This window comes from Pseudomonas sp. 2(2015) (genome assembly GCF_000955865.1).
GTDB lineage: Bacteria > Pseudomonadota > Gammaproteobacteria > Pseudomonadales > Pseudomonadaceae > Aquipseudomonas.
The window spans coordinates 383526-397434 of the sequence record NZ_JYOF01000004.1 but is presented as its reverse complement, the minus strand read 5'-3'; the positions used below and the strand labels follow the sequence as shown (position 1 = coordinate 397434).

11 protein-coding genes are annotated in these 13909 nt (G+C 64.3%); 4 read left to right on the top strand and 7 right to left on the bottom strand.

All coding sequences use genetic code 11. The annotated features are described in order from the left end of the window. Nucleotide 1 precedes the first annotated feature (1 nt). The 7 genes from UB48_RS10040 to edd form a co-directional block, all read right to left on the bottom strand. Nucleotides 2-847 carry a carbohydrate ABC transporter permease gene (locus UB48_RS10040; RefSeq protein ID WP_045196445.1) on the bottom strand — a complete coding sequence of 282 codons (846 nt, stop codon included), beginning with the start codon at nt 845-847 and terminating at the stop codon, nt 2-4. Then, nucleotides 840-1748 carry a carbohydrate ABC transporter permease gene (locus tag UB48_RS10035; protein ID WP_045196443.1) on the bottom strand — a complete coding sequence of 303 codons (909 nt, stop codon included), beginning with the start codon at nt 1746-1748 and terminating at the stop codon, nt 840-842. The genes UB48_RS10040 and UB48_RS10035 overlap by 8 nt, the downstream gene beginning before the upstream one ends. Before the next feature lie 135 nt (nt 1749-1883). Further along, nucleotides 1884-3143, bottom strand: a complete 1260-nt coding sequence (locus UB48_RS10030; RefSeq protein ID WP_045196441.1) for an ABC transporter substrate-binding protein — start codon at nt 3141-3143, stop codon at nt 1884-1886. A gap of 145 nt (nt 3144-3288) precedes the next feature. Beyond that, on the bottom strand, nt 3289-4746 hold the full coding sequence (locus UB48_RS10025; RefSeq protein ID WP_045196439.1) for an ATP-binding protein: 1458 nt from the start codon (nt 4744-4746) through the stop codon (nt 3289-3291). After that, complete coding sequence (locus UB48_RS10020) at nt 4727-5425, bottom strand: response regulator (protein ID WP_045196602.1); 699 nt, start codon at nt 5423-5425, stop codon at nt 4727-4729. Before UB48_RS10020 ends, UB48_RS10025 begins: the two co-directional genes overlap by 20 nt. A 40-nt stretch (nt 5426-5465) precedes the next feature. Next, nucleotides 5466-6419, bottom strand: coding sequence for a glucokinase (locus UB48_RS10015; protein WP_045196437.1), 954 nt, complete (start codon nt 6417-6419; stop codon nt 5466-5468). Further along, nucleotides 6416-8242, bottom strand: coding sequence for a phosphogluconate dehydratase (gene edd, locus UB48_RS10010; RefSeq protein WP_045196435.1), 1827 nt, complete (start codon nt 8240-8242; stop codon nt 6416-6418). The genes UB48_RS10015 and edd overlap by 4 nt, the downstream gene beginning before the upstream one ends. A gap of 269 nt (nt 8243-8511) precedes the next feature. Here edd and gap point away from each other — a divergent pair, with 269 nt between their 5' ends. From gap to UB48_RS09990, 4 genes are all read left to right on the top strand, one after another. Continuing rightward, complete coding sequence (gap, locus tag UB48_RS10005) at nt 8512-9513, top strand: type I glyceraldehyde-3-phosphate dehydrogenase (protein ID WP_045196433.1); 1002 nt, start codon at nt 8512-8514, stop codon at nt 9511-9513. A gap of 84 nt (nt 9514-9597) precedes the next feature. Then, nucleotides 9598-10110 (top strand): RNA polymerase sigma factor, encoded by a 513-nt coding sequence (locus tag UB48_RS10000; RefSeq protein WP_045196431.1) that lies wholly within the window; start codon nt 9598-9600, stop codon nt 10108-10110. Nucleotides 10111-10203: 93 nt separating this feature from the next. Further along, a complete protein-coding gene (locus UB48_RS09995; RefSeq protein ID WP_045196429.1) occupies nt 10204-11166 on the top strand; it encodes a FecR domain-containing protein in 963 nt (320 codons plus the stop codon). 119 nt (nt 11167-11285) lie between these two features. Then, nucleotides 11286-13880, top strand: a complete 2595-nt coding sequence (locus UB48_RS09990; protein ID WP_045196427.1) for a TonB-dependent receptor — start codon at nt 11286-11288, stop codon at nt 13878-13880. Nucleotides 13881-13909: the final 29 nt, after the last annotated feature.

Here is a 13909-nt window from a genome sequence, read left to right as displayed (position 1 = left end):
TTTACCCCTTGACCGCGCCGGCCGTGAGCCCGCGCAGGAAATACTTGCCAGCCAGCACATAGACCAACAGGGTCGGTAACCCGGCGATCATCGCCGCCGCCATGTCGACGTTGTATTCCTTGACCCCGGTGCTGGTGTTGACCAGGTTGTTCAGGGCCACGGTGATCGGTTGCGCATCGCCGCTGGCGAACACCACACCGAAGAGAAAGTCGTTCCAGATCTGGGTGAACTGCCAGATCAGGCAGACCATGATGATCGGCACCGACATCGGCAGCAGGATGCGCCCGAAGATGGTGAAAAACCCCGCGCCATCGAGCCGCGCCGCGCGCACCAGCGCCTCCGGCACGCTGCAGTAGTAGTTGCGGAAAAACAGCGTGGTAAAGGCCAGCCCGTAGACGATATGCACCAGCACCAGGCCGCTGGTGGTGCTGGCCAGGCCCAGCTTGCCGAGGGTGAACGAAGCGGGCAGCAGCACGGTCTGGAACGGCAGGAAGCAGCCGAACAACAGCAACCCGAAGAACAGCTGCGAGCCCCGGAAGCGCCACATCGACAGCACGTAACCGTTCAACGCGCCGAGCAGGGTCGAGATCACCACCGCCGGCACGGTGATCTTCACCGAGTTCCAGAAGTAGCCGCCGACCGTGTCCCAGGCCTTGATCCAGCCGATGCCGGTGATCACCTCCGGCCAGCTCAGCAGGTTGCCGGTACGGATGTCCTCCGGCGACTTGAAGCTGGTCAGCAGCATCACGACCAGCGGGATCAGATACAGCGCGCAGGCCAGGATCAGGGTCGAGTAAATCGCCAGGCGGCTGAAGCTCAACGAGCGGGGAGCGAGGGACCTAGTCATGGCGCTTGTTCCTCAGTTCCGAATACAGGTAAGGCACCAGGATCGACAGGATCGCGCCGAGCATCAGGATCGCGCTGGCCGAGCCCATGCCCATCTGCCCGCGGCTGAAGGTGAAGGAGTACATGAACATCGCCGGCAGGTCCGAGGCATAGCCCGGGCCGCCTGCGGTCATCGCCGCGACCAGGTCGAAGCTCTTGATGGCGATGTGCGCAAGGATCATCAGCGCGCTGAAAAACACCGGGCGCAAACTCGGTAAAACGATACGCAGGTAGATGCTCGGCAGGCTCGCGCCATCGACCTGCGCGGCGCGGATGATCGACTGATCGACGCCGCGCAGGCCGGCCAGGAACAGTGCCATGACAAAGCCCGAGGCCTGCCACACGGCGGCGATCACCAGGCAGTAGACGACCCGGTCGGGGTCCACCAGCCAGTCCAGGCGAAAGCCTTCCCAGCCCCAGTCGCGAAGCATCTTGTCCAGGCCCAGGCCGGGGTTGAGCAGCCACTTCCAGGCGGTGCCGGTGACGATCATCGACAGTGCCATGGGGTACAGGTAAATGGTACGAATGAACCCTTCGCGGCGGATGCGCTGGTCGAGCAGCACCGCCAGCAGCACGCCGATCACCAGGCTGATGGCGATGAACATGCCGCCGAACAGCAGCAGGTTCTTGCTCGCCACCCACCAGCGGTCGTTCTCCATCAGCCGCGCGTACTGCGCAAGGCCCACCCATTTGTAGCTGGGCATGAAGCTTGAGTTGGTGAAGGACAGGACGAAGGTCCAGAGGATGTAGCCGTAAAAGCCCACCAGGACGATCAGCATGCTTGGCGCCAGCACCAGTTTCGGTAACCAGCGCTGCAGGGCGTCCAGGGGTGAGGCCTTGTTGAGTGTGGCAACAGTGCTCATCAGAAAGTCTCGGTTGAAGGGCGGCGCTGCGCACCGCATCGCTGGCAAGCCAGCTCCCACAATGGACTGCATGCACCGACCCTGTGGGAGCTGGCTTGCCAGCGATGAAGCCCCGCAGAGTCGTTGCCTACACCATCACTTGGCCGACTTGATCGCCGAACTCAGCTGCTTGACCGCTGTCGCCGGGTCGGCTTTGGGGTCGTTGAAGAAGTTGGTGACGACATCGAAGATCGCCCCCTGCACCGCCAGCGAAGTCGCCATGTTGTGGGCCATGCTCGGTTGCAGGCCGTCGCCTTTTTCCGCTTCCTTGAAGTCCACCGCCGACTTTTGCGTACAGGCGTCGAACAGGCTCATGTCCATGTCCTGGCGTACCGGCAGGGAGCCCTTGTTCTGGTTGAAGACGGTCTGGAACTGCGGCTCCAGGGCGACCTTGGCCAGGTCGTTCTGGGCCTTGATGTCGTCCTCGTTCTTGAGCTTGAACATCGCCAGCGAGTCGATGTTGTAGGCAAAGCTGCCCTGGGTACCGGGGAAGGCCACGCACTGGTAGTCCTTGCCCGCCACCTTGCCGGCGGCGGTCCATTCGCTCTTGGCCCAGTCGCCCATGATCTGCATGCCGGCCTTGCCGTTGATGACCTCGGCGGCGGCAATGTTCCAGTCACGCCCGGCGCGGTTGGGGTCCATGTAGGTGCCCAGGCGTTGCAGGGTCTTGAATACCTCGACCATCTTCTCGCCGGTCAGGGTGCTTTCATCCAGTTCGACAAAGGCTTGGTGATAACCCTTGGGCCCGAGAATGCTCAGCACCAAGTCTTCGAAGACCGTGCTGTCCTGCCACGGCTGACCACCATGGGCCAGCGGGATGAAACCGGCCGCCTTGAGCTTGTCGGCGGCAACGAACAGCTCATCGAGGGTAGTCGGCACCTTGGCCCCGGCCTTGTCGAACACCTGCGGGTTGATCCACAGCCAGTTGACCCGGTGAATGTTCACCGGCACCGCCACATAGTGGCCGTCGTACTGCATGATCTGCGCGACTTTCTTCGGCAGCAGGGCATCCCAGTTGTTGGCCTTGGCGACATCGTCGAGTTCTGTGAGCAGGCCCAGCGCACCCCATTCCTGGATGTCCGGCCCCTTGATCTGGGCGGCGCCCGGCGGGTTGCCGGCCACGGCGCGGCTTTTCAGTACGGTCATGGCCGCGGCGCCACCGCCACCGGCGACGGCGTTGTCCTTCCAGGTGAAGCCGTCTTTCTCGACTTGTTCCTTGAGGGTTTTCACCGCTGCGGCTTCACCACCGGAAGTCCACCAATGAGTGACTTCAACGGTACCGTTGGCGGCAATTGCACTGAGGGGCAACAAGGAGGCGAGGGAAATGACAGCGGCGAGGCGATTGATCGCATTCATCGAGAGAAACCTTTTCTTGTTGTTATGCAGGTGCAAGTCGTGGTGCTTGCGCTTGCATCGAAGTCTAACCAGCGGCACGGGGGCTGCAGGTAACGAAGGGATGCGCGAATGTCACCAGTTGGTGACATTCGCCTGAATGAGGGTGTCAGTCATTGCTGCGCGGCAGGCTCAAGGTCACCCGCAGGCCCCCTTCACGCAGGTTGCGCAGGCTCACCTCGCCGCCGTGGCTGTGGGCGATGTTGCGCGCAATACCCAGGCCCAGGCCATAGCCCTGCTGCTGCCCGGCCAGGCGAAAGTGCGGCTCGAACACCTGCTCCTGGCGCTGCTCGGGCACGCCCGGGCCTTCGTCATCGACCTGCAGGACGAAGCCGCTGTCGCTGTCGATGATGCGCAGGTGGGCGCGCTCGCCGTACTTCAAGGCGTTGTCGATCAGGTTGCCGATGCAGCGTTTGAGCGCCAGCGGCTTGCCCGGATACGGCGCCAGGGCCCGGCCTTCGAGGGTGATCTGGCCACTGCCCAGGTACGGCTCGACCAGGCATTCGAGCACCTGACTGAGGTCGATTCGCTCGATGTTCTCGTGGATGTCGGTGTCCTTCACGCACTGCAGCGCGCCCTTGACCAGCATCTCCAGCTCATCGAGGTCGCGGCCGAACTTGGCCTGCAACGGCTCGTCGTCGAGCAGCTCGACCCGCAAGCGCAAGCGCGTGATCGGTGTGCGCAGGTCGTGGGAGATGGCGCTGAACAACTGGCTGCGCTCGGTCAGGTAGCGGCTGATGCGTTCGCGCATGGCGTTGAAGGCGCGGCCCACCTCCTCCACTTCGCTGCCGCCGCCTTCGGTCACCGGCTCGACGTCAGCACCCAGCGACATCTCCCGCGCAGCCAGGGCCAGGCGCTTGAGCGGGCGGCTCTGCCAGTGCACCAGCAGGCCGATGAACAGCAGCAGGAATGAACTGGTGAGGACGATGAACCACAGCTGCTGGCTGGGCAGGCCCTGCTCTTCGAGACTGGTATAGGGCTCGGGCAACAGCGATGCGATGTACAGCCATTCGTCTTCGGCGAGGTGGATCTGGGTCACCAGCACTGGCGGGTTGATCGGCTCCAGGGTCAGCGCATAGTGGGCCCAGGAGCGCGGCAGCTCATCGAGTTTCAGGCCGCTGTTGAAGATTCGCAGGTCTTGCGGGCTGACGAACTGGATGGAAATTTCCAGCGGCGCCCCCAGGCGCTGGTGCAGCACCTCGCCGACGGCATCGATCACCGCGGCCTTGCGCGGCGTGGCGGGCAGTACCTGCATGTCCAGGGGTTTATCGTTGAGGGACACGACGAAACGGGTGCCGCCCATGCTGCGCAATTGGTCGAGCACCATCGGCCGGTACGCGACCGGCAGCGAACGAAAATAGCTGACGCTGGCACTCATCGAATGGGCCAGGCTACGGGCGCTGGCAACCAGGCCTTGCATCTGGCTGGCGCGCAGTTGCGACAGCCAGATCAGGCTCGAGAGCGCTTGCGCCAGCAGCACTACCAGCAAGGTCAACAGCAGCATGCGCCCCAGCAGCGAGCGCGGCAGCGGCAGGCGCCAGCGCCCGTCAGTGCGCAGGCGCAACATTGGCCGCCAGCAAGTAACCACTGCCGCGCACGGTACGAATCAAGCGTGGCGGCTTTTCGGTGTCACGCAGGCGCTGGCGCAGGCGGCTGACCGCCATGTCGACGATGCGGTCCAGCGGCATCGGCTCGCGGCCACGGGTGGCGTTGCCAATGGTGTCGCGGTCGAGGATCTGTTGCGGGTGATCGAGGAACAGCTTGAGCAAGGCAAAATCGGCGCCGGACAGAATCACCTCTTCACCGTCACGGTGGAACAGCCGGTGGCTGATGGTATCCAGGCGCCAGTCATCGAAGGCCAGCACGTCACCGCCACTGCGCTCCTGGCCAAAACCGGCACGGCGCAGCAACGCCTTGATCCGCGCCTGCAGTTCGCGCGGGCTGAAGGGTTTGCCCAGGTAATCATCGGCGCCCAGTTCCAGGCCGATCACCCGGTCGGCTTCGTCGGAGCTGGCGGTGAGCATGATGATCGGCACCTGCGCCAGGCGCGGATGCTGGCGCACCCAGCGACACAGGCTGAAGCCATCTTCGTCGGGCAGCATCACGTCGAGGATCACCAGGTCGCAGTCGCTGGCGTCCAGGGCTTGGCGAAAGCCACGGCCGTCGGCCACCGCCTGGACGCTGAAACCGGCGCGGCTCAGGTAGGCCTGCAGCAGTTCACGGATGTCCTGGTCGTCGTCGACCATCAGTATCGACTTGCTCACGAATCACTCCTTGCTCCACCGCTCAACCGGCTTGTTGCAGCGCCACGCCGGCCCCGAGCAAGCCGGAGAATTCGGCGGTCACCAACCATACCGGGACATCCTTGAAGTAGCCACTCATGCAGCCCTTGTCGGCAAAACTGGCGGCAAAGCCGCTGGCCAGGAACAGCTCGGCAAAGCGCGGAATGATGCCGCCGACGATAAACACCCCGCCTCGCGCGCCAAGGGTCAGCACGTTGTTGCCCGCCACCCGGCCAAGGAACCGGCAGAACTGCTCGATCACCGCCAGGGCAACCGGCTCACCGGCCAGCGCCGCGTCGGTGATCGCCGCCGGGCTCTGCAATGGCGCAGGCTGGCCATCGAGGGCGCAGATGGCCTGGTACAAACGCAACAGGCCGCCGCCGCTGAGCACGGTCTCGGCGCTGACATGGCCGATTTCGTTGGCGATCTGCTGATGTATCTGCACTTCGCGGGCATTGCCCACCGGCAGGTCGACATGCCCGCCCTCGCCCGGCAGCGCCATCCAGCGCTCGCCACCCAGGCTCAGCAAAGTGCCGACGCCAAGGCCGGTGCCCGGGCCGATCACCAGCGCCGGGCGGCCTGGATCCGGCGCGCCTTGGCAGACACTGCGGTACTCGCCCGCCTGCAGGCGGGTCATGCCCAGGGCCATGGCAGTGAAATCGTTGATCAACAGCAAGCGCTCGACCTGCAAGGTGTTGCAGAACGCCTCGCGGCTGAGGCGCCAGTGGTTGTTGGTAAAGCGAAACTCGTCGCCATCGACCGGCCCGGCCACCGCCAGGCACACTGCGCCCAGCTCGCCGCGGGCCAGGCCCTGGGCGGCCAGATAAGCGCCGATGGCCTGTTCCGGGCTGGTGTAGTCGGCCGTGGCAAAGACCTGCACCGCGTGCATGCGGTTGTCTTGCCAAAGGGCAAAGCGTGCATTGGTGCCGCCGATATCGCCGACCAGTGCGCGCTTCATTTGAGCGTCTCCAGCGCCGAGGTGAAGGCGCTGGCGCCCTTCTCGGCCGGGCTCAGGGCGGTCCGCAGGAAGCCGAACAGCTCACGGCCGCAACCCAGGTCGTTGCCGGTCGGCGCGGCGGGCAGTTGACGATCGGCCAGCTCTGCGGCACTGAGTTTCACCGTCAGGGTGCCGGCGACGCCATCGACGCGGACGATATCGCCGTCACGCAAGCGCGCCAGCGGGCCGCCGTCGAAGGCTTCGGGGCAGACGTGAATGGCTGCGGGGATTTTCCCCGAAGCACCGGACATGCGCCCGTCAGTCACCAGCGCGACCTTGAAGCCCCGGTCCTGCAGCACACCGAGGAACGGGGTCATCTTGTGCAGCTCGGGCATGCCGTTGCAGCGCGGGCCCTGGAAGCGCATCACGGCGACGAAATCGCGCTCAAGCTGGCCGGCCTGGAAGGCATCGGCCAGTGCCTGCTGGTCATGGAACACCAGTGCCGGGGCTTCGACCACCTGGTGCTCGGCGGCGACGGCGGACACCTTCATCACCCCGCGACCGAGGTTGCCTTCCATCACCCGCAGACCGCCTTCGGGCGAGAACGCCCGGGCCACCGGGCGCAGGATCGCCTCGTCGAGGCTGGCCTGCGGGCCTTCGCGCCAGACCAGTTTGCCGGCCTCAAGGAACGGCTCCCGGGTGTAGCGGCGCAGGCCGTGGCCAGCGACGGTGTTGACGTCTTCGTGGAGCAAACCGGCATCGAGCAGCTCGCGGATCAGGAAGGCCATGCCACCGGCAGCCTGGAAGTGGTTGATATCGGCCTTGCCGTTCGGATAGACGTGGGACAGGGTCGGCACCACTTCCGAAAGCTGCGCCATGTCCTGCCAGGTCAACTGGATGCCGGCGGCCTGGGCAATCGCCGGCATGTGCAGGGTGTGGTTGGTCGAGCCGCCGGTGGCGTGCAGGGCGACGATGGAGTTGACCAGGGATTTCTCGTCGACGATCTCGCCCAGCGGCATGAAGCTGCCACTGGCCTTGGTCATGCGCGTGACTTGCTGCGCAGCCTCGACAGTGAGGGCGTCGCGCAGCGGCGTGTAGGGGTTGACGAAGGAGGCGCCCGGCAGGTGCAGGCCCATCACTTCCATCAACAGCTGGTTGGTGTTGGCGGTGCCGTAGAAGGTGCAGGTGCCGGGGCTGTGGTAGGACTTCATCTCCGATTCCAGCAGCTCTTCGCGGCTGGCCTTGCCTTCGGCGTAGCGCTGGCGCACATCGGCTTTCTCCTTGTTGGAGATGCCTGACGGCATCGGCCCACCGGGGACGAATACGGTCGGCAGGTGGCCAAAGCGCAGCGCGCCCATCAGCAGGCCGGGGACGATCTTGTCGCAGATGCCGAGCATCAGCGCCGCGTCGAACATGTTGTGCGACAGGGCAATGGCGGTGGACATGGCGATCACTTCGCGGCTGGCGATGCCCAGCTCCATGCCCGGCTCACCCTGGGTGACGCCGTCGCACATGGCCGGCACGCCGCCGGCGAACTGGCCGACCGAGCCGATCTCGCGCAGCGCCTGTTTGATCTGTTCGGGGTAATGCTCGTAGGGCTGATGCGCCGAGAGCATGTCGTTGTAGGCGGAGACGATGGCGACGTTGGCCGCGTTCATCATCCGCAGGCTGTCTTTGTCCTGGCTGCCACAACCGGCGACACCGTGAGCGAAGTTGGCGCATTGCAGCTTGGCGCGCATCGGCCCGTCGCTGGCGGCCCCGCGAATCAGCTCAAGGTAGCGTTCACGGGTGGGGCGACTGCGGGCGATCAGCCGTTGGGTGACCTCAAGAATGCGCGGATGCATGTACTGGACTCCAGGCTATCGGTGGTTGCGACCTCTGCGGCGGTTTCCCTTATCAACGATCGCGACCTAGGCTCAAGGGCAGGGGCGATGCGTTGCGGGAGGGACGGCTTGGCCGATCGCTCGTTGTAGATTGAATAAAATATTGCCAGCAAAAAGGCTTGTTTTCTATTTTTTTACGAATAATCTTGTAATTCCAACAACAAAATCAGATGCAGTGAAGCAAAACTTCAATTGCCACGGGCTTCACCCGGTCTGCCAGAGGTAGCTCCATGACCCTTCGTATCGCAATCAATGGCTTTGGCCGCATCGGCCGCAACATCCTTCGCGCACTCTATACCCAAGGCTACCGTCAGGACCTGCAGGTCGTCGCCATCAACGACCTGGGCGACAGCGCGATCAATGCCCATCTGCTCAAATACGACAGCGTCCACGGCAGCTTTGCTGCCACGGTTGAATCCGATCACGAGAGTATTACCGTCAACGGCGACCGCATCGCCGTCAGCGCCATCCGCAACCCGGCGGAATTGCCGTGGAAAGCCGAAGCCATCGATGTGGTGTTCGAATGCACCGGGTTATTCACCGAACGCGCCAAGGCCGCCGCCCATCTTACTGCCGGGGCCGGCAAAGTCATTATCTCGGCGCCGGCCAAGGGCGCGGATGCCACCGTGGTGTACGGGGTCAACCATGACATCCTGCGCCCTTCGCACCAGATCATCTCCAGCGCTTCGTGCACCACCAACTGCCTGGCGCCGCTGGCCCAGGTGCTGCACCGCGAGTTCGGCATCGAGCAGGGGCTGATGACCACCATCCACGCCTATACCAACGACCAGAGCCTCACTGACGTTTACCACAGCGACCCGTACCGCGCCCGGGCGGCAACCCAGTCGATGATCCCGAGCAAGACCGGCGCCGCCGAAGCCGTGGGCCTGGTGCTGCCGGAACTGGCCGGCAAGCTCACCGGCATGGCCGTGCGGGTGCCGGTGATCAACGTGTCGCTGGTCGACCTTACCGTCAATCTTGAGCGCGAGGCCACGGCCGAGGCCGTCAACGCGCTGTTCAAGGAGGCCAGCCGGCACTCCAAGGTATTGGGCTACAACAGCCTGCCGCTGGTGTCCTGCGACTTCAACCACAACCCGCTGTCGTCGATTTTCGACGCCAACCACACCCGCGCCAACGGGCGCATGCTCAAGGTACTGGCCTGGTACGACAACGAATGGGGCTTCTCCAACCGCATGCTGGATAACTGCCTGGCACTGTGCAACGCCCGCTAGGATCACAACCTCGCAGGAGGCAGTACTTGACCAAAGCGTTGATGATAAGCATTATCATTCGCCACGCCATGGTCGGGTACCGCTGTGAGTCAGTCCCAGTTCAACGTCGTTTTCCTCGCCCAGCGGGTCAGCCTGCTGCGCACCCTGCAGCGCATGGTGGATAACCCCAGCACTGCCGAAGACCTGTTGCAGGAGACTTACCTGCGGGTTACCCGTGCCCTTGGCGAACGCCCCATCGAGCACCTGGAACCCTTCGTTTTCCAGACTGCGCGCAACCTCGCCCTTGATCACTTGCGCGCGCGCCGGGCGCAGTCGCGCAACCTGGTCGAGGACGTGCCCGAGCAAATTCTGCACAACGTCGCCGCCCCCAGCAGCAGCGCCGAAGACGCCGCCCACGCCGAACAACTGCTCAAGCGCCTGAGCGTCAGCCTCGCCCAGTTGACCGAGCGCCAGCAACGCATCTTCATCCTCAGCCGCCTGCACGGCGCCAGTTACCTGGAAATCGCCGAACAGTTGAACGTGTCGGCAAGCACGGTTCAGAAGGAACTGAAACTGATCATGGCCATCTGTGTAGGGGTAGCCGACCGGCTGAAGTAAACAGCCCGTCGTGGATCGCAGCTAAAACCTTGCCATCCCCATGGATACCCCGGATCATTCGCAAAAAGCGTCAGCCCCGCCAAGGACCCACCCGTGACCGACAGTCCCCCTCCTCGCCCCGCGCCGCCTGGCCAAGCTGCCAGTGACCAGGCCATGGACCAGGCCCTGGACTGGCTGATCCGCCTGCAATGTGCCAGCGCCGAAGACACCCAGGCCTTCGAAGCCTGGCTCGAGGCTGACCCGGCCAATGCCCGCGCCTATGTCGAGGCCGAGGCCATCTGGAACGGCGCGCCCTTGCGCCAGGCAGCCGGGCAACTGCACCAGGTGCAGCGTCGCAGCCTGCGCTCACGCATCCGCCCGCACTACAAGCCCCTGGCCGCAGCCGCTGTGCTGCTGGTGGGGATTTTCACCGTCGGCAACCTGCCGGTGCGCCTGCAGGCCGATCACCTGACCGTGGTCGGTGAACGCCAGCGCTTGCAACTGGACGACGGCTCCAAGGTGTTGCTCAACACCAATTCGGCCTTTGCCAGCGACCTGCGCGACAACCGCCAGGTTGCCCGGCTGCTGCAGGGCGAGGCCTATTTCGAGATTCCCGCTGGCGCCCAACCGCCCCTGGAGCTGCAAGCCGGGCCGCTGCGCGCCAGTGTGCGCGACACCGACTTTGCCGTGCGCTACCTCAACGGCGAAGCCCAGGTGCGGGTGCAACGCGGCGATGTCGACCTGCAGGCCAGCAGCGACCAGCGCATTCGCCTGTCGGCCGGCGACAGCATCAGCGTCGGCCCCAATGGCTTTGGCCAGCGCGGGCGTCTGGATGCGCAAAAAGACCTGGCCTGGGTCCAGGGCCGGCTGGTGTTCGAAAACTGCCCGCTGAACCAGGTACTGGCCGAATTGCGCCGCTACTACCCGGGGTGGATCATCAACAGCAACCAACAGTTGGCGAACGTCGCGGTCACCGGCAACTACCGCCTCGACCAGCCGCTGGAAACCCTGCGCGCTCTGGCCCACATCACCTCGGCGCAGTTGCATGAGTACCCGGCGCTGGTGATTCTCAACTGAGGCAAAAGTTTTTTTACGCGATCCCTGACGCTGTTACGTCTCGTTATAGCTAATGCAACTGATTCTTATTTTTGAATCAGCCAGCACCTATAACATTTGCGCGACAGGGAGCGCTTTCGATGTCCACTGGTTTCACTCGTCGATCTTCAGCCACTTCACGTACCCCCGGCCTGCACCGTTGCACGCTCTCCCTGTTGACCCTGGCCATGCTCGCCAGCGGTGCCTGCAGCCTGCCGGCGCTGGCCGCTGAGCCGGCCCAGGCCAGTGCCCCGCGCATGGGCGACTACCGCTTTGCCATCAGCCAACAGCCGCTGGTGTCAGCGCTCAATGCCTTTACCTCGGTCACCGGCTGGCAAGTGGGCTTCTCTGCCGAACTGGCCGAAGGCGTCGCCTCGCCGGGCGTGCATGGCTCACTGAAGCCTGAGGCCGCCCTGCAGCGCCTGCTGGCCGGCACCGGCCTGAGCTACCGCACCTTGAGCAGCGCCAACGTGGTGATCGAACGCAGCGCCGGCAAGGCCATCGCCCTGCAGCAGATCACCGTCAGCGCCACCCGCAGCGCCCAGGACGTCAGCCAGGTGCCGAGCACCGTCAGCGTGCAGACCCGCGAACAACTCGACCGCCAGAACGTCAACAACATCAAGGAACTGGTGCGTTACGAGCCTGGCGTTTCGGTCAGCGGCACCGGCCAGCGCAGCGGCCTGAACGGCTACAACATCCGCGGTATCGACGGCGAGCGGGTGCTGACCCAGATCGACGGCGTGTCGATCCCCGACAGCTTCTTCTTCGGCCCCTACGCCCAGACCCAGCGCAACTACGTCGACCCTGAAATCGTCAAGCGCGTGGAGATCCTCCGTGGCCCGGCCTCGGTGCTGTACGGCAGCAACGCCATTGGCGGCGCGGTCAGCTACTTCACCCTCGACCCCGACGACATCATCAAGCCCGGCCAGGACGTCGGCGCACGCCTGAAGACTGGCTACAGCTCGGCAGATGAGAGCTGGCTGAACTCGGCTACCGTTGCCGGCCGCCAGGGCGAGTTCGACGGCCTGCTGCACCTGAGCCAGCGCAACGGCCATGAAACCGAGTCCTACAGCAGCCACGGCGGCACCGGCCTGGCGCGCACCGCCGCCAACCCGGAAGATGTGCGCACCACCAACATCCTCGCCAAGGCCGGCTGGAACTACGCCGACGACGCACGCCTGGCCTTCACCTATGAAAACTACAAGGACGACCGCGACCTCAAACAGAAAAGTGCCGTGGGCGGGCCGTTCATTCCTGGCTTCGGCGCGATGAACTCGTACCGCGACCGCACCGGCAACGACACCGTGACCCGCGAGCGCTTCGGCATTAACCATGAATTCGCACTCGGTAGCGTGCTGGCCGACAACATGAAGTGGAGCCTGAACTACCAGATCGGCAAGACCGACCAGCGTACCGAAGAGCTCTACTTCGCCTCCGGTCGCCAGGTGTTCCGTGACCGCCAGACCACTTACAAGGACCGCCAGTGGGTGTTCGACGCCCAGCTGGACAAGGCCTTCAGCATCGGCGCCACCGAGCACCTGCTGACCTACGGCACCACCCTCAAGCACCAGAAGGTCACCGGTTCGCGCAGCGGCACTGGCACCTGCCTGAACGTCGGCGGCGCCTGCCGCTTCATCGGCCAGATCAGCGCCAGTGACAGCCAGGCACTGGTCAGCGACTTCCCTGACCCGACCGTCAACACCTACAGCCTGTTCGCCCAGGATGAAATCCGCTGGAACCAGTGGACCTTCCTGCCAGGCGCGCGCTACGACTACACCGAACTCAAGCCGCACATGACCGACGAGTTCCTGCGTGGGGTTGGCGCCAGCCCTACCGACCCGGTTGATGACGATGCGAAGAAATGGCATCGGGTTTCGCCCAAGTTCGGCCTGACCTACGCCTTCAACGACAACTACACCTGGTATGGCCAGTACGCCGAAGGCTTCCGCACGCCGACCGCCAAGGCGCTGTATGGCCGCTTCGAAAACCCGGGCCTGGGCTACAGCGTGCGCGGCAACTCCAACCTCGAACCGGAAAAGAGCAAGAGCTACGAGACCGGCCTGCGCGGTAACTTCGAAGCGGGTAACTTCGATGTCGCGGTGTTCTACAACAAGTACCGCGACTTCATCAACGAAGACGCCGTGCAGGGCAGCAACCTCGGCCAGACCTTCGAAGCCAACAACATCAAGCACGCCACCATCAAGGGTGCCGAGTTCAAGGGCCGCCTGAACCTCGACGCCTTCGGTGCGCCGCACGGCCTCTACACCCAGGGCTCGCTGGCCTACGCCCATGGCCGCAACGACGACACCGGCCAGCCGCTCAACAGCGTCAACCCGCTGACCGCGGTGATGGGCCTGGGTTACGAGCAAGAGCAATACGGCGCGCTGCTGAGCTGGACCCTGGTCAAGCGCAAGGACCGCGTCGACGACACCACCTTCTTCGCCCCCGACGGCACCAGCAAGCAGTTCCGCACCCCGGGTTACGGCGTACTCGATTTGACCGGGTTCTACAAAGTCACCGATGACATCACCGTCAACGCCGGCCTCTACAACCTGACCGACAAGAAGTACTGGCAGTGGGATGACGTGCGCGGCTACGACGGCCTCGGTGAAGCGGCGGTGACCGCCCCCGCCAACCTCGACCGCCTGACCATGCCAGGCCGTAATTTCGCCATCAACCTGGTCTGGGACATCTGACCGCGAACCTGTGGGAGCGGGCTAGACCC

Excerpts from the sequence above, each read along its gene's own strand:
- UB48_RS09990 (WP_045196427.1), top strand. The coding sequence starts at position 11,286 with ATGTCCACTGGTTTCACTCGTCGATCTTCAGCCACTTCACGTACCCCC.
- gap (WP_045196433.1), top strand. The coding sequence starts at position 8,512 with ATGACCCTTCGTATCGCAATCAATGGCTTTGGCCGCATCGGCCGCAAC.
- UB48_RS10025 (WP_045196439.1), bottom strand. The coding sequence starts at position 4,746 with ATGTTGCGCCTGCGCACTGACGGGCGCTGGCGCCTGCCGCTGCCGCGC.
- UB48_RS10030 (WP_045196441.1), bottom strand. The coding sequence starts at position 3,143 with ATGAATGCGATCAATCGCCTCGCCGCTGTCATTTCCCTCGCCTCCTTG.
- UB48_RS10020 (WP_045196602.1), bottom strand. The coding sequence starts at position 5,425 with ATGGTCGACGACGACCAGGACATCCGTGAACTGCTGCAGGCCTACCTG.
- UB48_RS10040 (WP_045196445.1), bottom strand. The coding sequence starts at position 847 with ATGACTAGGTCCCTCGCTCCCCGCTCGTTGAGCTTCAGCCGCCTGGCG.
- edd (WP_045196435.1), bottom strand. The coding sequence starts at position 8,242 with ATGCATCCGCGCATTCTTGAGGTCACCCAACGGCTGATCGCCCGCAGT.
- UB48_RS10035 (WP_045196443.1), bottom strand. The coding sequence starts at position 1,748 with ATGAGCACTGTTGCCACACTCAACAAGGCCTCACCCCTGGACGCCCTG.
- UB48_RS10015 (WP_045196437.1), bottom strand. The coding sequence starts at position 6,419 with ATGAAGCGCGCACTGGTCGGCGATATCGGCGGCACCAATGCACGCTTT.